This window comes from Citrobacter sp. Cpo090 (assembly GCF_030332665.1).
In the GTDB taxonomy this organism is placed as follows: domain Bacteria; phylum Pseudomonadota; class Gammaproteobacteria; order Enterobacterales; family Enterobacteriaceae; genus Citrobacter; species Citrobacter portucalensis.
In genome coordinates this window covers 679,699-698,687 of record NZ_JAOWHK010000025.1, presented here as the reverse complement: position 1 = coordinate 698,687, position 18,989 = coordinate 679,699, and the positions used below count along the sequence as shown (strand labels likewise).

At 51.8% G+C, this 18,989-nt stretch carries 14 protein-coding genes; 11 read left to right on the top strand and 3 right to left on the bottom strand.

The window, feature by feature from the left end:
- The first annotated feature begins 18 nt into the window (after positions 1–18).
- The 4 genes from OGY83_RS05890 (at position 19) to OGY83_RS05875 (ending at position 5,783) form a co-directional block, all read left to right on the top strand.
- Positions 19–1,389, top strand: a complete 1,371-nt coding sequence (locus tag OGY83_RS05890) for an MFS transporter (protein WP_286635457.1) — start codon at positions 19–21, stop codon at positions 1,387–1,389.
- Complete coding sequence (gene ilvD / locus OGY83_RS05885) at positions 1,386–3,101, top strand: dihydroxy-acid dehydratase (protein WP_123267075.1); 1,716 nt, start codon at positions 1,386–1,388, stop codon at positions 3,099–3,101. The genes OGY83_RS05890 and ilvD overlap by 4 nt, the downstream gene beginning before the upstream one ends.
- The gene (locus tag OGY83_RS05880; RefSeq protein WP_286635456.1) at positions 3,098–4,000 is read left to right on the top strand and encodes a dihydrodipicolinate synthase family protein; all 903 of its coding nucleotides are present in this window, start codon (positions 3,098–3,100) and stop codon (positions 3,998–4,000) included. The genes ilvD and OGY83_RS05880 overlap by 4 nt, the downstream gene beginning before the upstream one ends.
- A 301-nt stretch (positions 4,001–4,301) precedes the next feature.
- Positions 4,302–5,783, top strand: coding sequence for an APC family permease (locus OGY83_RS05875; protein ID WP_079937760.1), 1,482 nt, complete (start codon positions 4,302–4,304; stop codon positions 5,781–5,783).
- A gap of 21 nt (positions 5,784–5,804) precedes the next feature.
- Here OGY83_RS05875 and OGY83_RS05870 read toward each other — a convergent pair whose 3' ends face one another.
- Both OGY83_RS05870 and OGY83_RS05865 read right to left on the bottom strand, forming a co-directional pair.
- Positions 5,805–6,503, bottom strand: a complete 699-nt coding sequence (locus tag OGY83_RS05870; RefSeq protein ID WP_003832700.1) for a cache domain-containing protein — start codon at positions 6,501–6,503, stop codon at positions 5,805–5,807.
- Positions 6,504–6,527: 24 nt separating this feature from the next.
- The gene (locus OGY83_RS05865) at positions 6,528–7,253 is read right to left on the bottom strand and encodes a FadR/GntR family transcriptional regulator (RefSeq protein ID WP_079937761.1); all 726 of its coding nucleotides are present in this window, start codon (positions 7,251–7,253) and stop codon (positions 6,528–6,530) included.
- A 314-nt stretch (positions 7,254–7,567) separates the two neighbouring features.
- Between OGY83_RS05865 and OGY83_RS05860 the strand changes: the two genes are divergently transcribed.
- The 4 genes from OGY83_RS05860 to OGY83_RS05845 all read left to right on the top strand — a co-directional run bounded on the left by OGY83_RS05860 (position 7,568) and on the right by OGY83_RS05845 (position 12,673).
- Positions 7,568–8,995, top strand: coding sequence for a gamma-aminobutyraldehyde dehydrogenase (locus OGY83_RS05860; protein WP_286635455.1), 1,428 nt, complete (start codon positions 7,568–7,570; stop codon positions 8,993–8,995).
- 11 nt (positions 8,996–9,006) lie between these two features.
- Positions 9,007–9,480 carry an ester cyclase gene (locus OGY83_RS05855; RefSeq protein ID WP_191227368.1) on the top strand — a complete coding sequence of 158 codons (474 nt, stop codon included), beginning with the start codon at positions 9,007–9,009 and terminating at the stop codon, positions 9,478–9,480.
- A gap of 88 nt (positions 9,481–9,568) precedes the next feature.
- Positions 9,569–11,461 (top strand): NAD(P)-binding protein, encoded by a 1,893-nt coding sequence (locus tag OGY83_RS05850; RefSeq protein WP_286635454.1) that lies wholly within the window; start codon positions 9,569–9,571, stop codon positions 11,459–11,461.
- 3 nt (positions 11,462–11,464) lie between these two features.
- A complete protein-coding gene (locus OGY83_RS05845; RefSeq protein WP_123267082.1) occupies positions 11,465–12,673 on the top strand; it encodes a c-type cytochrome in 1,209 nt (402 codons plus the stop codon).
- Between the two features lie 43 nt (positions 12,674–12,716).
- On the opposite strand, the gene pdxR is transcribed toward OGY83_RS05845, so the two are convergent.
- On the bottom strand, positions 12,717–14,192 hold the full coding sequence (pdxR, locus tag OGY83_RS05840; RefSeq protein WP_286635453.1) for a MocR-like pyridoxine biosynthesis transcription factor PdxR: 1,476 nt from the start codon (positions 14,190–14,192) through the stop codon (positions 12,717–12,719).
- A 105-nt stretch (positions 14,193–14,297) separates the two neighbouring features.
- Here pdxR and puuE point away from each other — a divergent pair, with 105 nt between their 5' ends.
- The 3 genes from puuE (at position 14,298) to OGY83_RS05825 (ending at position 18,926) form a co-directional block, all read left to right on the top strand.
- Complete coding sequence (gene puuE / locus OGY83_RS05835; RefSeq protein WP_079937767.1) at positions 14,298–15,560, top strand: 4-aminobutyrate transaminase; 1,263 nt, start codon at positions 14,298–14,300, stop codon at positions 15,558–15,560.
- A 213-nt stretch (positions 15,561–15,773) separates the two neighbouring features.
- Positions 15,774–17,906, top strand: coding sequence for a TonB-dependent receptor (locus tag OGY83_RS05830; RefSeq protein ID WP_286635452.1), 2,133 nt, complete (start codon positions 15,774–15,776; stop codon positions 17,904–17,906).
- Between the two features lie 9 nt (positions 17,907–17,915).
- Positions 17,916–18,926 carry an ABC transporter substrate-binding protein gene (locus OGY83_RS05825; protein ID WP_286635451.1) on the top strand — a complete coding sequence of 337 codons (1,011 nt, stop codon included), beginning with the start codon at positions 17,916–17,918 and terminating at the stop codon, positions 18,924–18,926.
- The last annotated feature ends 63 nt before the right edge of the window (positions 18,927–18,989 follow it).

Sequence of the window (18,989 nt, the reverse complement as noted above, 5' to 3'; positions counted from 1 at the left end):
AACTTAAGAGGCTGAAAGATGAATACGCGTACCCTCGATATTGAAAATAAAAATGCGGTTTATCGTAAAGTGACCCGACGGCTGATCCCGTTTTTAATCCTGTGTTATTTTTTCGCATATCTCGATCGTGTAAACGTGGGCTTCGCCAAACTCCACATGCAGGATGCGCTTAATCTTAGCGATACAGTGTATGGAATTGGCGCAGGTATCTTTTTTATCGGTTATTTTATTTTTGAAGTACCGAGCAACTTGTTGATGCAGCGTTTTGGTCCTCGTTTCTGGATTGCGCGCATCATGGCCAGTTGGGCCGTGTTGTCGGCACTGACGATGTTCGTTACCACGCCAACACAGTTTTACGTAGTGCGTTTTTTGCTTGGTGTAGCAGAGGCCGGTTTCTTCCCAGGTATTGTTTACTATTTAACCCTGTGGTTTCCCTCATGGCGTTCGGCGCGCACACTCGGGCTGTTTATTCTGGTGACGCCGTTATCCACTATTATCGGTAGTCCGCTCTCAGGACTGATCCTGAAAATGTTTGAAGGTGTCGGCCATCTGCATAACTGGCAGTGGTTATTCCTGGTAGAGGCAATCCCTTCATTCCTGTTGGCCTTCGTGGTGCTGCGTTATCTCGATAACGACGTGAAATCGGCGAAGTGGTTATCTGATGATGAAAAAGCGTTGATTGAGCAAGATCTACAAAAAGATCAGCTTGATAAAGTCGCCGCTAACGCAGGAATGCCGCAGCATAGTTTGTCCGCCATGTTCCGTAATCGCTTCGTCTGGCTACTGGCGCTGATTTTCTTCAGTTTCAACATTGGCTATTACGGTATTAATTTCTGGCTTCCGTCGATTATCAAAAGCTCTGGCGTACAGGATGATTTTGCTATCGGTCTGCTGGCAGCGGTGCCCTATATCTTCGGTGCGGCCTGCATGTTGTGGAATAGCCATCACTCCGATCTGAAACAAGAACGCCGCTGGCACATAGCAATTCCGGCGATAGTCGGGGCCATTGGTCTGACGTTCAGCGCGCTAAATGAAGGCTCCACGTTCTGGATGATGGCATGGATTTGCGTAGCAATGTCCGGCACGTTATCGCTCATTCCCACCTATATAAGCCTGCCTGGTACATTGCTTTCCGGTACGGCAGCGGCGGCAGGTATCGCGTTAGTGAACTCTATTGGCAATCTGGCTGGCTTCTTTGGCCCAACCGTTCTTGGCTGGCTGAAAGACACTACCGGCAGCACCAGCAGCGGACTGTATATTCTGGCGGGATTTCTGGTGCTTTGCGCACCGCTTATTTTCCTCATTCCGGCACGATTGATTAATCCTCGCGATCGTCAAGCCACGAAACCGGCAGAAAACAACGTATTAACGAAAAGAGGTCATATATGAGCAGTTGTGGCAGCGGGTGCGCAGGTTGCGGTGGCGAACACTTTAACCCGATCCTCAGTGGTGATGACGGTGCTTTAAAGCGCGCCTTGTATAAATCGATGGGTCATACGGACGAGCAGTTGCGCCGTCCCGTGATTGCTGTAGTGAATAGTTATACCAATGCGACGGCAGGGCACGCCAATTTGAATGAACTGACCGCGCATGTCTTAAAAGGTATTGATGAAGCAGGCGGGGTGGGGATGGTGTTTGGCACCATTGCCCCTTGCGACGGCATTGCCGAAGGACACCTGGGAATGCGCTATATTCTGGCGGCACGCGAAATCATCGCCAGTTCGATCGAAGTAATGATGCGGGCCCACCGCTTCGATGGCATGGTGTTGCTGGGATCGTGCGACAAAATTGTCCCCGCTATGCTGATGGCTGCTGCGCGCCTTGATATCCCGGCGATTCTGGTGAACGGCGGGCCAATGTATCCTGCTGAATACAAAGGTAAACACTGGGATGGCAATATCGTCACCGAGGCGATTGGCTGGAAACGTCGCGGTGAAATTGATGAGGCCGAGTTCCGTCATATTGAAGATATTGCCGAACCGGGGCACGGCTCCTGCACCATGTACGGTACTGCTAATACGATGTGCTGTATTGCGGAAGTGCTGGGCATGAGCCTGCCAGGGAGTAGTATGCTGCCCGCGATTTCACGCGAACGCCGCGATTGCGCCTTTGCGACAGGAATGACCGCGGTGGATCTGGTAAGGCGCGGGGTGAATGCACGACAAATTATTACACGCGAATCCATCCGCAATGCGATGACCTATCTGTTGGCGACGGGCGGATCCACCAACGCCATTCTACATTTACAGGCCATTTATTATGAAGCCGAGCTGGGTCACCTGCCGCTGGCTGAATTTGATGCGCTGAGTCACCAGGTGCCCCTGGTTGCTTCGCTCTATCCGGCATCGGAATACGATATGATCGATTTTTGGGAAGCCGGGGGCGTTGCGGCAGTTGAAAAAGAGATCGCCAATTTACTGGATCTCAATTGCCTGACGGTTAATGGACAGAAAAAAGGGGAATGGCTAATGGATGTTCCCTCCACCCGACGCCCAGAAGTTATCCATACTCTGGCCATTCCGGTACGTAATGAGTCGGGGGTGGCTGTGCTACACGGCAACCTGTCACCGATGGGCTGTGTAGTGAAACCCGCTGCAGTTCCGGATCATTTAATGGTCTTTACCGGGCCTGCGGTGGTGTTTAACAGCGAAGATGAGGCCGTTGAGTCAATTCTCTCCGGTGATATTCAGCCGGGTAGCGTATTGGTTCTGCGCTATGAAGGACCAAAGGGCGGACCGGGTATGCCGGAGATGTACAAACCGATGAAATTCCTTGAAGGAATGAATCTTTCTGACTCCTGTGCGTTGATCACCGATGGGCGTTTTTCCGGTTCGAACCGCGGGTTGTTCGTGGGACATATCTCTCCAGAAGCCAGCGACGGCGGGGTACTGGCATTGGTGGAAACGGGGGACTCAATCAGTATTGATATTCCGCAGCGCACATTAACGTTGAATGTGGCGGACACTGTGCTGGATGAGCGTCAAAAAGGCTGTCATCTGGTGCATAAAGAGGTACCTCGTGGATTCTTGCGACTTTATCGTCGTTGGGCGCTACCGGCGGCGCAAGGCGCGGTACTGGCAGACAGAGAGGATTTGTCATGACAACGGTTACAAAGATTCAAGGCGTTAATCCCATTGTAGCGATGCCGTTTACGCCACAGGGTGAAGTCGATTTTATGAGTTTTCGCCGTCTGCTGGCCCACCTTTCGAACGTGGGTGTCAACGGACTGACGCTGTTTGGTATTGCCAGTGAGTTTCCAAAGCTCGACGACAGCGAACGACTGCAGTTGGCAGAAATTTTTATTGCTGAATTAGCGAATAAAAGTGTATTTCGTGCGCTGTCGGTCACCGATCACAGCACCGATCTGGCTGTTCGCCGTGCGCGGCGGTATCAGAGTATGGGGGCCGACGCACTGATGCTGCTTCCGCCATTCTTCCTTCAACCGTCGCTTGCCAGCGTACAGGCGCATATCGCGGCGGTGCTGGAGGCTGTGACCATACCTGTAATGGTGCAGTACGCGCCGGGAGAAACCGGATTTCCGGTCACCGCCGCTCAACTTGCTGAGATGGCTAAACGCTATCCACATGCAGTGTTTAAGATTGAATGCAATCCGCCAGTGGAGTACACCCGTGAGTTTCTACAGTACGCACCAGAGGCTCATGTGCTCAACGGTTATGCCGGTTTGTATATGCTTCAGATGCTGGAGGTAGGGGGCAAAGGTGTAATGCCTGGCTGCTCGTTTAGCGAAATTTATGTGCGAATTTATCGTCACTGGCTGGCAGGGGAACATCAACAGGCGGTGCAATTACATGAGGCGTTATTACCATACATTCAGCGCTGGATGCAGCACTGTGAGTATATTATCCAGGTTGAAAAGACAATATTACAACGTCGCGGGATTATCGCTGATGATTATTGCCGAAAGCCAGGTTGGTCATTAACGAATGATGATGTAAACCACATCGATAGTTTCATTTCACAGTTCAATTTGTCGGCCTGAGCAAGACGAATAGAGGTATGAGCAAAGCGTTTTAACCGTATGCTATGCGCCGGATCGAACATCTTGATCCGGCGCAACTGTACTATGTCTTAAAGCATCATTTCTGTGTCTTCACCGCCACTCACATCAAATCAAATTGTTAATTATTTGTTTCTATTGTCTCGTAACCACCCGATTTTGTAGCAATGTGATGCGCGATCATTTTTAACAAATCTGCGACAAAATCACTATACATATAACTTAATATCTTTTATACATTAATTGTTCAACCCTGCGACTATTCCACAAAAGAGAAAGCTATATGGAACAGACACCTGATAAGAAAAACGATAATTTTCAAAAAGATGGCAAAGAACAGTTCAATCGCTCGATCGGTCTTATTTCCAACTTTGCGTTGGGTTTTACCTACCTGTCGCCGCTTACCGCCGTCTATTCGCTGTTTGCGCTGGCCGTAACGCTGGCGGGGCCGCCCGCAGTATGGTGGATTTTAATCGTCGCATGCGGGCAACTTTTGGTGGCGTTGGTGTTTGGTGAGGTCGCTTCCCAGTATCCGATAACCGGCGGGCTTTACCCCTGGGCCAGAAGGTTGTGGGGCAAGAAGTATGCGTGGATCGCCGCCTGGATCTATCTGTGGGCGCTGGTGGTCACCATTACGTCGATCGCGGAATATACATCAACGTTTGTTGAATCACTCTTCCACTATGGTCAGACGCCGGCCACGATGTTGGTGACTTCTGTCCTGCTGCTGCTGTTGATGATGGCCGTTAATATGTCCGGGACTAAAAATCTGGCTCGGGTGGCGAAAATTGGTTTCTGGTGTGAAATTGTCAGCGTAATTGCGCTGGGGATTTATCTGCTGATTTTCCATCGTTCGCAGCCGTTCTCTGTGATTTTTGACTCGATGGGGGTGCTGGCGCACGACGGCAGCTATTCCACCGCATTTATGTCCGCCGCGCTGATGGGACTGTTTATGTTCTTTGGCTTTGAGGCCTGCGGTAACGTTGCGGAAGAGGTGCAGAATGCGAGCAAAAAGATCCCGGTGGCGATGATTTTAAGCATCGTATTCGGCGCGATTTCCGCCATTATTTCTGTTATGGGTTATCTGCTGGCTTCACCGAATCTGGTCAGTATCGTGAACGGCAAAACGTCCGATCCGATCCCGGCAATCCTTAATGAAGCTCTGGGTGAAACTGGTGCGACTGTCTTTATCGTCGTCGCGATTATCGCCATGTTGTCGTGCATTTTGTCTCTGCAGGCTGCGTTAAGCCGTCTTATCTTTTCTTTCTCCCGCGACAGAATGCTGCCGGGAAGTGAATGGATGGCCAAAATTTCTAAAAATGGTGTTCCGGATAATGCCATGGTCGTCAGTTGCCTGCTGCCAGTGATCATCTGCATTTGGGTTTATTTTCAGCCAGATAACCTGTCGCGTATCACCGCGTTTGCTGTTATCGGGATTTACATCTCGTTCCAGATGGTTGTGCTTGCCGCGCTGCGTCAGCGCCTGAAAGGCTGGAAACCGGCGGGGGAGTGGACCATTGGCGGTTGGGGCGTGATCGTGAATGTGCTGGCGTTAGCTTACGGATTGTGCGGGATCTGGTTACTGGCGCAACCGGCAGACAGCAGCGACTTCATTGACCGTTGGACGGTCCTGTTCGGCCTGGCGATTGTTGTTGGCTCGGGGCTTATCTATATGTTCCTGACCCGTCCGTTTGGTCGTTCAGCGGCGCCGGAAAACGACGCCATTGCGTACGCCAATAAGCTCAATATGGGGCAGGATAACTAAAAACTCAGGGCCTTCGGGCCCTTAGTTTTGATAGTGATAAAGGATAAAGTAGTCGCTTTGATACACCACGGTGCTGTTTGCCGGTGACAGCAATTCACCCACGCGAAAGCGTGGCCAACTGGAGAAAATGATCCTGTTTTCCAGATTGGTCAGAATCACATAGTCAGGGTGGGCACAGGAAAGCAGTTCGGCTTCTATTTGACTAACCAGCAGATCGACCGCGGCAACGCCGAGAAACTGGTCGTTGTAGTAGACCGGGACGGCTGACGTTAGGGTATAGGAGATATTGCAAATATAGTCGACGTAGGGACCGTGGATATAGGCTTTGCCAGCCGGAGGAGAATGTTTAAACCACTCAAAGGTTCTGAAATCCAGTCGTTGTTGCGTGGCTTGATCCAAATCCAGATGCGCCTGGCTCAAACCATTATCTTTCTTATACCACCACTCCAGCAACCAGTACTCTTTTGTGGTTGCGGTGCTTTCAATATGGCTGGCGAATCCCGCCCCTGAGCAGTAATGGTTGTTATTGAGCGTGCGCTTAATGTGCTGTTGAACGGTAGATCTTACTGAGGGGTCGAGAACGACCTCGGCTGAGGCTTTTTGTACCCCTGAAATCGCCTCATGGATGCTCCTCGCCAGCGCAACGGTAGAATCTACGGTAGAAACAGTAATGTCATCAATTTTACGGATTAATGCGCTTAAGGATGTCGAAGAGCTCATTGTCTGTCCTGCCTTCACTGATTGTTAGTTCGCGTTATATTTCAGCTTTTTTTCAATAAGATAATAGGTAAACGTGTCGATGATCCGCGTGGCAAGCTGCACAGCTTCCGCCTCGTTGTGAGCCGCCAGCGCATCGGCCAGCGCCGAATAAAGCGCGATAATTTCCGCATGAATACTGTCTGCGCGATAAAGTATCGCCACCAGCGATGCCCATTCCGCCTGCACCTGCAGTTCCTGATTGGCCAGCCGCGCGGAATGCGAACTGGCAGCTATCGCCAGCAGGCAACGCATATCGGCCTGGGTCATCAGCTCAGGTGAGTTTGCCTTTCTGAGCACCTCGACAAACTCGCGAAATTTGGCGATATCCGCACCGGTCATTCGCCGGGAAGCCAGCCTCGCGCTATGGCTAATAATGGCGCAATGCATTTCACCCAGATCGGACAGATAATCCGTACTGATCGCCTTGAACGGATGCAGGGCGCTATTTTTGCTATCGATATTTTCGCAAACGAAGCTCCCGCCATTACGACCACGAACCGTATGGATAAGATTATTAGCCCGAAGCGTGTTTAGCGCTTCCCTGATAGTGATATGTGAGACACCCATCATCTTTGCCAAATCAGTTTCGTTGGGGAGCTGTTCTTTTGGCTCCAGCAACCCCGTGATAATGGCATTTGAAAGGCGTTGGACTATCTGGTCTGAACGACTGACCTGCCCGATAGGCGCAAATATGACCGCGTGAGTAATCATAATCTTTTCTGTACTCAATTCCCTGAAACAACGACCATTTTTAACACATGCCCGTCGGGCAAGGAAGGTAAGAATGGCCGAGTTATTTTACATGCCTGGGCGTAACGTAACGGCACAAGCGGATGTGTGTCCCGATAACCTCATGATGAGCTGGGCATAACGCGTCAGCTGGCAATAAAAGCCTTATCCTGCAAATGTGAAAATTAAGTTAAAAATGCGAGGCTTATCATAGTGTCAATGTTGCGCATTTGAAAAATTTTTACAATATATATATTACATAAGATTCTTTATGTATTATTTAGCAGGAGACAAGCATGAAAACCCTGAAGCATTTTATTAATGGGCAATTTGTAGCAGGCAGCAGCGAAGATAGCTTCGAACTGGTGAGTCCGGTTGACGGTGAAACGTACGCAATTTCTCCCAACGCTAACGAGGCGGAGGTGGAGCAAGCTTACTCAGCAGCGGAGGCGGCGTTTAGCATCTGGAGAAAATCGACGCCGGCACAGCGGCAAAAAGCGTTATTGCTGCTGGCTGATGAGATTGAACGCAACGTCGAGCGGTTGGTAGCCGCGCAGAGTCAGGAAACCGGTCAGCTTCGTCATTTTATTGAGAAAGAAGAGATTGCGGCATCCTGTGATGCTATCCGTTTTTTTGCCGGTGCGGCGCGCTGTCTTGAAGGGAAGGCGGCCGGAGAATATTCCGCCGGGTTTACTTCGACCATCCGTCGTGAACCGCTGGGTATCGTTGGACAAGTCACGCCGTGGAACTACCCGTTCATGATGGCGGTGTGGAAGATTGCTCCAGCGCTGGCGGCAGGCAACACGGTGGTGTTAAAGCCAAGCGACACCACGCCAGTCAGTACGCTGCTGTTGGCTGAATTGGCCGCACCGTTGTTCCCAAGAGGGGCGTTTAACGTTGTGTTGGGCAAAGCCAGAACCGGTTCGCTGGTGGTTTCAAACCCGAAGGCCTCACTGGTTTCGATTACCGGCTCGGTCCGCGCGGGTCTGCAGGTTGCGGCTTCAGCAGCGGCGAATCTGACTAAAGCACATCTGGAATTGGGCGGGAAAGCGCCCGCAGTCGTGTTCGCCGATGCGGATATGGACAAGGCGATCGCGACGATTACCACGGCAGGATTTTTCAATGCCGGGCAGGATTGCACAGCGGCTACGCGGATCCTGGTAGAACAATCTATCTACGCAGAGTTTCTGGAAAAACTGATCCAGAAAACAAAAAGCATCAAATTTGGGCCGCCAGAGGACCAGAGTGCCCTGTATGGCGCATTGAATAGCAGAAACCAGCTGGAGCAGGTGAAAGGCTTTATGGCACGTTTACCGGCACATGCAAAAATTGAAACCGGTGGGCGCGCCGGGCCGGGGCCTGGCTTCTATTTTGAGCCGACGATCGTCTCCGGATTGCATCAAAATGATGAAGCTATTCAGCATGAAGTATTTGGCCCGGTAATGACGATTCAGTCGTTTTCTACTGACGAAGAGGCACTACACAAAGCGAATGATGTGGAGTATGGTCTTGCCGCCAGCGTCTGGACCAGTAACCATGGTCGCGCACAGCGCTTCAGCATTGACCTCGATTTTGGCACAGTGTGGATTAACAATCACATTCCGCTGTGCGCCGAAATGCCGCACGGCGGGTTCAAAAAATCGGGTTATGGCAAGGATCTCTCATCCTATTCACTCGAAGAATATACTCGGGTGAAACATATCATGTGTGACATTTCTGAATAGAGAGGATTACGATGAAAACAGTAAAAATTGCGGTGCTTTCATTAGTGATGCTCTCGGGCTATAGCCTGGCAGAAACCACATCGCTGAATACTGTGAAAGCGTATATGGCGGCGTGGAATGCGCATGATGCTTCGCGAGCCGCTCAATTTCTTGCTGATGATGCGGTCTATTATGATGCCGCCGCGGGAGAACCGATAAACGGCAGGGAAAAAGCAGAAAAAGAGGTTATCGGCGCTTTTATTAAGGCGGTTCCAGATCTTAGCTGGAAAATGATTGGAAAACCCGTCTACGACGAAGATACCGTGGCCTTTCGTTGGGAATTTTCAGGCAAAAATAGTGGTGAATGGGCAGGGAGTCCGCCGACAAATAATCCGATCAAATTTGAAGGCGTCAGCTATATTCATGTTAAAGCAGGAAAAATCACCTGGCAGGGTGATTATTATGATTCTAAAAAACTGGATGAAGAGTTAAAGCCAGTGAAGTAGTTGGCTGTACCCCTTTATAAATAAGAAGGGGTATCTCTCTTATTTGTGTCGTATTAAAGGCAGTGTGTAGCAATAAGGAAAAAAGTTAATGGCAATTACCAGACGTGATTTTCTCAACGGCGTCGTGGTGACTATTGCGGCGGGACTTACCCCGCTGGAGTGGGTCAGGGCGGCAGGAAAGGGAAACGCATTTATAGATGGAAATTATTATCCTCCTGCACTGACGGGGCTGCGGGGCAATCATCCTGGATCGTTTGAAATGGCGCATGCGCTAGGCCGCGAGCATAAGCATTTTGATCTAAACGCGCTGCCCGTTGAGGAAGAGTACGATCTGGTGATTGTGGGAGGCGGGATTAGCGGGTTAGCTGCCGGTTGTTTTTGGCGTCAAGTTGCCGGGCAAAATAGCCGGATCCTGATCCTCGATAACCATGACGACTTTGGTGGACACGCCAAACGTAATGAATTTACCAGCTCAGGCAAGAAATTACTCGGTTATGGTGGCAGCGAAGCATTCCAGTCACCCGCGCATAATTTCAGCCCTGAAGTACAAAAGCTGATGGAAACCGTGGGCGTCAGCGTCACGCGGTTAAAAGAGAGTTTTGACGTAAACTTCTACCCCGACTGGCAGCTCAGTCGCGGCGTTTTCTTCGACAAGAAGAATTTTGGCGAAACAAAAATCGTCAGCGGCGATCCGGGCCGCGCGGTATCTGATGATATTCCGCCGGACAGGCTCAATGGGCGTAAAATTGAAGACTTTATCAATGATTTCCCGCTAAGTGAGAACGACAGAAAAGCGCTGATCGACCTGCATGTCCACCCTGGCGATTACCTTCCGGGGATGACGGTCGATGAGAAAATGGAATGGCTGGATACCCACAGCTACAGTGAATTTTTAGCAACAAAAGTGGGTTTGAGCAAAATGGCGCTGCTCTATTTCCAGCAGCGTTCCAACGACTTCTTTGCCATCGGTATTGAAGGCATCTCCTGCAGCGATGCCCGTGCGTGCGCCTTACCCGGCATGGAAGGGATGGGGTTACCGCCGTTGGACGGTGAGTCGCTGGCTGACCTCGAGGAGCCGTATGTTTACCACTTCCCGGACGGTAACGCCGGGTTAGCGCGACTGTTAGTCAGGTATATGCTGCCGGATGCGCTACCGGGCAACACTATGGAAGACTCTGTCCTCGCCAGACTGCATTACGAAAAGCTGGATCTGCCGGAAAACACCACGCGCCTGCGCCTGAACAGCACGGTGATTAATGCGGCCAACGTACAGGATGGCGTGGCGGTGACCTATCTGCGTGACGGTAAAATGCACCGTGTGCGCGGTAAGAACACCATCATGGCGGGTTATAACATGATGATCCCGTATCTGGTGCCTGAGATGCCAGAACAGCAGCAGGCGGATCTTAAACTGAACGTGAAAGCACCACTGGTGTACACCAACGTGGTGGTCAAAAACTGGCAGGCGTTCAAACAGCTTGGCGTGCATGAATTTTACTCTCCGGCGGCACCTTACAGCCGGGTTAAGCTCGACTATCCGGTCAGTATTGGTGGGTATCAACATCCGGCCTCGCCGGACGATCCGATGGTCATTCATATGGTCTATGTGCCGACCTATCCGGGCAGTAACCTCTCGGCCAGAGAGCAGTTCCGTCTGGGACGAGCCTATCTGCTGGGGACCACCTTTGCGGCGCATGAGGAGATGATTCGCTCCCAGTTGCAGGAGATGTTTGGCTCAACCGGATTTGATAATCAACGCGATATCTCCGCCATTACCGTTAACCGCTGGGCGCATGGCTATGCGTACTACGCCAACTCGCTGTTCGATGATATGGATAAAATGCCAGAAATCATCGAGCGGGCGCGTCAGCCAGTCGGTCGTATTGCCATCGCTAACTCCGATTCTGACTGGAGTGCTTATGCCCATACGGCAATCGATCAGGCATGGCGTGCGGTTAATGAACTCAAGGATATGGGGTGATCTATGCGTAACGTAACCATTCTCGCCGCCTGTTTATTTACCGCTTCGGTTTCCGCTGCTGAATCTAACGGTGAATACATCGCGCGAATTTCAGACTGTGTCGCCTGTCATACCGCTGAAGGTGGTGCGGCGATGGCGGGGGGCAAAAAGTTTCCTACTCCGGTGGGGGATATTTATTCGACCAACATTACCCCAGACAAGACGCAGGGTATTGGTAACTATTCTTACGAGGATTTTGAAAAGGCCGTACGGCAGGGGATTGCCAAAGATGGTCATCCGCTCTATCCGGCCATGCCTTATCCCTCTTACGCAAAACTTTCTGACGAGGATGTTCAGGCGCTGTATCGCTATTTTATGCATGATGTCACGCCGTCTGCGCAACCCAATAAAGAGAATGCCATTCCGTGGCTACTCTCCGCCCGCTGGCCGCTGCATATCTGGAACTGGCTGTTTACCGATGCGCCAGCGGCGACAGTAGAAACTGCGAAAACGGATGACAATGCTGCCCTGGTAAAACGGGGCGCTTATCTGGTGGAAGGTCCAGGACACTGCGGCTCGTGCCATACCCCGAGAGGCATGGCGATGAACGAAAAAGCGTATACCAATGCTGATGCCGAATACCTGAGCGGCGCGATGATCGACGGCTGGTATGCCCCTTCGCTGCGGGGCACCGGTATGTCTGAGCAGGAGTTGAAATCGCTGTTGCTGACCGGTAAAAGCAAGCATGCCGCGGTTTCAGGTTCGATGGCTGAAGTCGTCACGCAGAGTACACAGTATCTGACCGACGAAGATGCCACGGCGATCGCCCAATACCTGTTGAGTCTGAAAAGCGCGAAGCCTGAAACGGAACGTGCTGCTGCGACTACAGCGTCCTGGTCGAATTCACCTGAGGCGGGCAAAGTGACCTATAACCGCTATTGCTCAACCTGTCACGGTCTGGAAGGGAAAGGTACGGATGATAACGCTCCTTCACTGGTCAACAATCCACTGGTGATGGTTGATGACCCGACGCCGCTGTTCAGAGTCATTGCCCACGGCGCAGAAACGCCGACAACACGTGGCAACGTCTCCTTTAAGATGCCTGCTTACGGTGGCATCTTAAGCGACAACGAAATGCGCGACGTGATTAATTACGTGCGTAAAAGTTGGGGGGAAGGGAATGGCGAAGTAAGCCAGGAGGATCTGGCTGGGGTTAAAAAAGCGTCACATTAAACAGTATGCCGGATAAGGTGCTTGCACCGTCATCCGGCAGTGCTTACACGGCGTTTGCCCTGATAATATCCGCGAGTCGGGTAAACGCCGCCGTCATTTCATGCTCTTCAATGCTGGCAAACCCCAGCAGCAGACCGCTGCGCTTCTCTTCATTCACGTAGTAGCGTGACAGCGGGCGCACCAACAACTCTTGCGCATTCGCCTGTTGGGCAATGACCGCGTCATCGCTCCCGGCGGGTAACTGTAAGATCATATGCAGCCCGGCGTTGCTGCTGAAAGAACCAAGATAATGTTCACCAAGTTGGCGGCTGATAAGCTCTACCAGCATCTGGCGTCGACGACTGTATAACTGGCGCATTTTCCGAATGTGTGCCGCGTAATAACCCTCGCGAATAAACTCTGCCAGCGCGGCCTGAATCAGCAAATGCCCACCACGATAGAGGTCGTTATGAACCTTTTTCAGCGGAGCGGCTAACGATTTAGGTAGCACGACATATCCGAGTCGCAGTGCGGGATAGAGTGTCTTACTGAATGTCCCGATGTAGATGACCGGTGTCTCTTCCTCCAGGCCCTGCAAAGAGGGAATCGGCTGGCCGGAAAAGCGGAACTCACTGTCGTAATCATCTTCTACTATCCAGCTTCGCGTTTCGCGTGCGCGAAAGAGAAGTTGCCGGCGGCGGCTCAGACTCATTACCGAACCGAGTGGGTATTGATGTGACGGTGTCACAAAAATAAGTTTTGGCGGTGTTTCGCCTGCATCCGGCGGGACCATGCCTTGCTCATCAACCGGGATAGCCGAAAAATTTACCGCATTGATGCGCAGAATATTTTTGATTCCCCAGTAGCCCGGCTCCTCAATCCAGGCATGATCACCCGGGTTGCATAAAGTCCGGGTCACCAGATCCAGCGCCTGGTGAATGCCTTCAGTAATCAGAATTTGCTCCGGTGAGCACCGTACGCCGCGAGCGGTGCGCAGATAGTCTGCCAGGGCTTCTTTTAGCTCGTTCACGCCGCCTGTGGCATCGTAAGTGAGAAACTCCGGGCGCAGTCGTCTTGCCAGCCGGTCCTGAATTTTCTTGAGCACCCGGTGCGGGAAATGCTCTACATCAGGCACGCCTGGAATAAACGCGCCCCACTGACGGGGACTAGCGCTGGCATTTCCTAACAGCTCAAGGCAGCGGGCGGATAAACGGGTGTGATCTTCCTGGGGGGGGGAGGCTGGCTCCTTGTTGGCGCGCAGGTCGAAATTATCCAGCACGCTGTCGGTGACAAATGTGCCGCTGCTGGTGCGCGCGGAAATATACCCTTCAGCTTGCAACTGTTCGTAAACCCGCAGGACGGTATTGCGCGATAGCGCGAGTTCTCCTGCCAGGTCACGTGACGGAGGCATTCGGGTAGCCGGTTTCAGGCTTCCTTCGAGGATGCAACTACAAATGGCGGCATACAGGCGCCGATGCAGTTTCTCGTCAGTCTGCTGATTAAATGCATGCTTGATCACATCTCCGGCAAGTGAACGCATTTGGATCCTTAAAATAAAACGATTTGGCTCTCGATTAAAGTACCAGACGGCGTCTAAATTTAAAGGGTAATTCAACCGAAATGTATTAATGGACAAGGTGTAAGAATGAACAATAAAAACCTGCAACAACGTCGTCTGGATGCCACCCCGCGTGGCGTGGGTGTGATGTGTGATTTTTATGCCCAGTCGGCAGAAAACAGCACGATTACCGACATCGAAGGCAATCAGTACATCGATTTTGCCGCCGGGATTGCCGTGCTGAACACCGGACACCGCCATCCTCGCCTGGTGCAGGCAGTCGAAGCGCAACTTCAGGCTTTTACCCATACGGCTTATCAGATTGTCCCGTACGAAAGCTATGTGTCTTTGGCTGAGAAAATCAACGCCGTAGCGCCAATCGACGGCAAGCGTAAAACCACATTCTTCACTACCGGGGCTGAAGCGGTAGAAAACGCGGTGAAAATTGCGCGCGCGCATACCGGCCGTCCTGGCGTTATCGCTTTTGGCGGTGGTTTTCATGGGCGGACTTACATGACGATGGCGTTAACCGGCAAGGTGGCGCCCTATAAAAAAGGTTTCGGTCCGTTCCCTGGCTCTGTTTACCATGCACCGTATCCTTCTGAATTGCAGGGCATTTCCACGGCGGATTCCCTAAAAGCGATTGAGCGCCTGTTTAAAGCCGATATCGATCCAACCCAGGTTGCGGCGATTATCTTCGAACCTGTCCAGGGCGAAGGGGGCTTTGTGGTGGCACCGCCAGAGTTTGTGGCTGCCATCCGCCGTATTTGCGACGAGCATGGCATCGTGATGATCGCCGATGAAGTACAAAGCGGGTTTGCCCGTACGGGCCAGCTGTTTGCGATGGATCATTACGCCGATAAAGCGGACCTGATGACGATGGCGAAAAGCCTTGCAGGCGGCATGCCGCTGTCAGGCGTCGTGGGCAAAGCCGAAATAATGGATGCGCCTGCGCCAGGTGGTCTGGGTGGAACCTACGCCGGAAACCCGCTGTCGATCGCGGCAGCCCATGCGGTGCTGGATATCATTCGTGATGAGCAGCTATGCCAGCGTGCGGCGGCTCTCGGCGAACAGCTGCGCGCCACTCTGACAGATGCACAAGCAGGGTGTCCTGAACTGGCCGAAGTGCGTGGATTAGGCTCAATGATCGCCGCTGAATTCTGCGATGCAGCAACAGGAGAGCCCAACGCCGCCGCCGCGCAACGCGTACAGAAGAAAGCCCTTGAGCAAGGATTGCTGCTGCTGACCTGCGGTCAGTATGGCAACGTTATTCGTTTCCTTTACCCGCTGACAATTCCGCAGGATCAGTTCACCAAAGCGCTTGATATCATCAAAGCAGCAACCAAATAATTCGTTAGTTATCATTTACCTAAAGCCGACGGTTGTCATTACCGTCGGCTTTTTTGTTGCAGTAAATTTACCAATCACATCTCGTTATATATTTACATATATATCGATTAGAACTATCCTATTCATCATACAAATATAATAACTGTACTCTTCAAGAGAAGGCGCTTGCGTTAGCAGCCTCCAGTCTTTCTATCTAACGAATTGAATTAACGAATGTTAAATAACAAAATTACCCCAGTGGCCTCTGGGTTGTTGACCTTTGCCTGTCTTTCCACCGCCGTAACGGCTCATGCTGAAGATACCGTTATCGTTTCGGCGCCCGCCACGTCACAATCCTCGTTATCGGAACATGAACCTCCTGCGAGCGAAAAAAAAGCAACGTTAGGTAGCCTCGGCGAGCGAGAGCTGATAGACGTTCCCTGGTCGGTGCAGACGCTGTCGAAAAAAGTGCTGGATCAACAACAAATCAAAGATGTGAAAGACGCCTATCGCTACCTACCGTCCGTTCAGGGGGACGGCGTCCGCCCACAAACCCGGGGCATGCAGGGGAGTGTGGTGCAAAACCATATGATTGATGGCCTGAACGCCGTCTCCACGACTGAATATTCGACCGAACAGTTCCAGAACATTGAAGTGTTGAGCGGCATCGCTGGGTCGCTGTATGGCCCCGCCAATCCAGCAGGGATGTTTAATCTGGTGTCTAAACGACCTGTCGATACGCCGTTACACCGCGTCACCGTGGGGCAAGGTACAGGGTCGGGTACGCTGACGTCGATGGATTTCAGTGGCCCAATCGATGCGGAAGACCGGGTGAAATATCGTCTCAACTTGCTGAATGATGAGGGACATAGCTACACCACCGATAGCCATGTCCGTCGACAGTACGCTGGCTTGGGGCTGGACTTTCAACTGACAGATCAAACGCTGCTGGAGAGTAATTTCAGCTATTACCATTATTACGAAAAAGGTATGCCGGGGAGTTTTGCTCTGGCGAAAGGCGTTTACTTCCCCGCGGCATTTGATCCTACGGACAGTAAGTATGGTCAGTCTTATGCGGGTCATGATGACGAAACAACCACCGTCGATATGCATATTAAGCATGATTTTGACGGCAACTGGATGCTGGATCTGGGGGCGCTGCACCAGGTTGCAGACCGAGAATCGACGGCAGTGACCAATACTCTGACGAATAATCAGGGAGATTACACCACTACAACCGCCAATTCGGCGGCCAGTCGCTTTACCATCAACAGCTATTTAGCGAACCTGACCGGTAGCGTTGACACCGGCTGGCTGACGCAGGACATTGCTACCGGAATACGTGGATTTGTATGGAAAAACTATAATCCACGAAACGGTGGCACTTTCACTCTGGGGCATTCTTCTCTCAATCAACATCCCGACTATCCACGACCACCGTATCCAGATTTTAACGATCGCTATCATTCGGCGACCACCACTCAGCATGCATTTTTGCTAAGCGATACGCTGCATTTTTCCCCGCAGTGGAGCTTGCTGCTTTCCGGCAGCGAGAACCTGTTTACCGTCAGTAACTACAACAAAGCTGGGCATGAAAGCAGCCGTCAGAAAGACAATGGCATGAGCGGTTCCACCAGCCTGATGTATAAACCGGTGGAGAACGTCACGCTGTATACCACCTGGGCGGACAGTTTGCAGCAGGGCGACACCGCACCCGCCGGGGCGCACAATGCCGGGCAGGTGTTAGATCCCTACCGCAGTCGTCAGATCGAAGTGGGCGCAAAATATGCGCCTGTAAAAGATCTGTTGCTAACCGCTGCGCTGTTTGAAGCCAAACGTCCCTTTGCCTATACCAACGACAACGGCGATTTTGCTCAGGACGGTACGCAGAAAAACCGTGGGCTGGAGCTGATGGCTGATGGGCATATTACTCAAAATTTGCGCGTGTTAGGCGGTGGATCCTGGCTTGATCCAACGCTACATAATACCGCGGCCAGCAATGCGGATGGTAAGCAAGTTGTTGGTTTGCCGCGCTTCACCTCGAATATTCTCGCAATCTACACTATCGAACGGGTTCCGGGACTGGATGTCGACACGAACGTGCATTACGTCGGACGTCGGGCTACCGATAATGCCAATGACAGCTGGGTCGGGAGTTACACCACGGTGGACGTCGGCGCGCGTTATGCCACCAGACTGTGGAACACGCCAACCACTTTCCGATTTGATATCACCAATCTCACCGACCGTCACTATTGGACCAATATTGTTCCGGGCGCATTGACCGGTTACACGGGCGCAGGGGCTGCCAGCGCTCAACTTGGTGCACCGCGTCAGGCTCAGGTTTCTGTTCAGGTTGATTTTTAGGGGTTGCTCATGAAAACGTGCCACACATGGCTGCTTTGTGTGTGGCTGGCGTTTCCTGCCCTGGCAACGCGCCAGGTTGTGAATGATGCTGGTCACACAGTTACCGTTCCCACACATGTTGAACGTATTGCGGATGGCTGGTTTGCCCATCATTCGGTGCTGATGACGCTGGGCGCAGGTCGTAACATTGTTGCGACGGTCAACCATGAGGAAAATCAACCATGGATGTTCAAAATCAACCCTTCCCTGAGGCAAGCCTTACAGATACGAGGAACATCATTTAATACTGAGGATTTGTTGGCTCGGCACGTCGATGTGGTGTTTGTGGCAAAAGGAAAAGGGGATGCTCAAAGCTACAGCCAGGCGGGTATCCCGGCCCTTGAAATGGCATTTACTGACTATGCTTCGATGGAAAAATCGGTCACTACAACGGCAGAAGTACTGGGTACCGAGCAGGCTCGCGTCAGGGCGACGGCTTACAATCAGTATCTCAAGCGTGTACTCGCGGATGTGCAGGCTAAAACGACGGAGCTGACGGAAAATCAGCGCCCTCGGGTACTTCATATTCAATCGCTGAATCCGCTTAAAGTCGACGGCAGGAACACGTTGATCGATACCTGGATTACGCTGACGGGGGGACGGAATGCGGCAGGTGAAGTGGATGGCAACATGAAGGAGGTGTCGCCTGAAAGGGTGCTTTACTGGCAACCGCAGGTCATTATTCTCGGTGCGGGGTGCGGTGATATCGCCAGTTCGCCATATGCGGCATTGTTCAAAGAACTTAACGCGGTTAAGCAGGGTAACGTCTGGCGCAATCCGGCGGGCGTGTTCCCCTGGGACCGTTACGGCACTGAAAGCGCGCTACAGCTGCAATGGGCCGCATCAAAACTGCATCCTGCGCTGTTTAACGGTCTGGATATGGTCGGCGTGACGCGCGATTTTTATCGCCAGTTCTTGGATTATTCGCTCACTCCAGCGCAGGCGATGCGAATTTTAAATGCGTTACCTCCACAGGAGTAACACTTGCGTGTAAAGACAGGCGTGATAAGGATCGCACGCCATTTTTACCCCTCTTAAATGTGG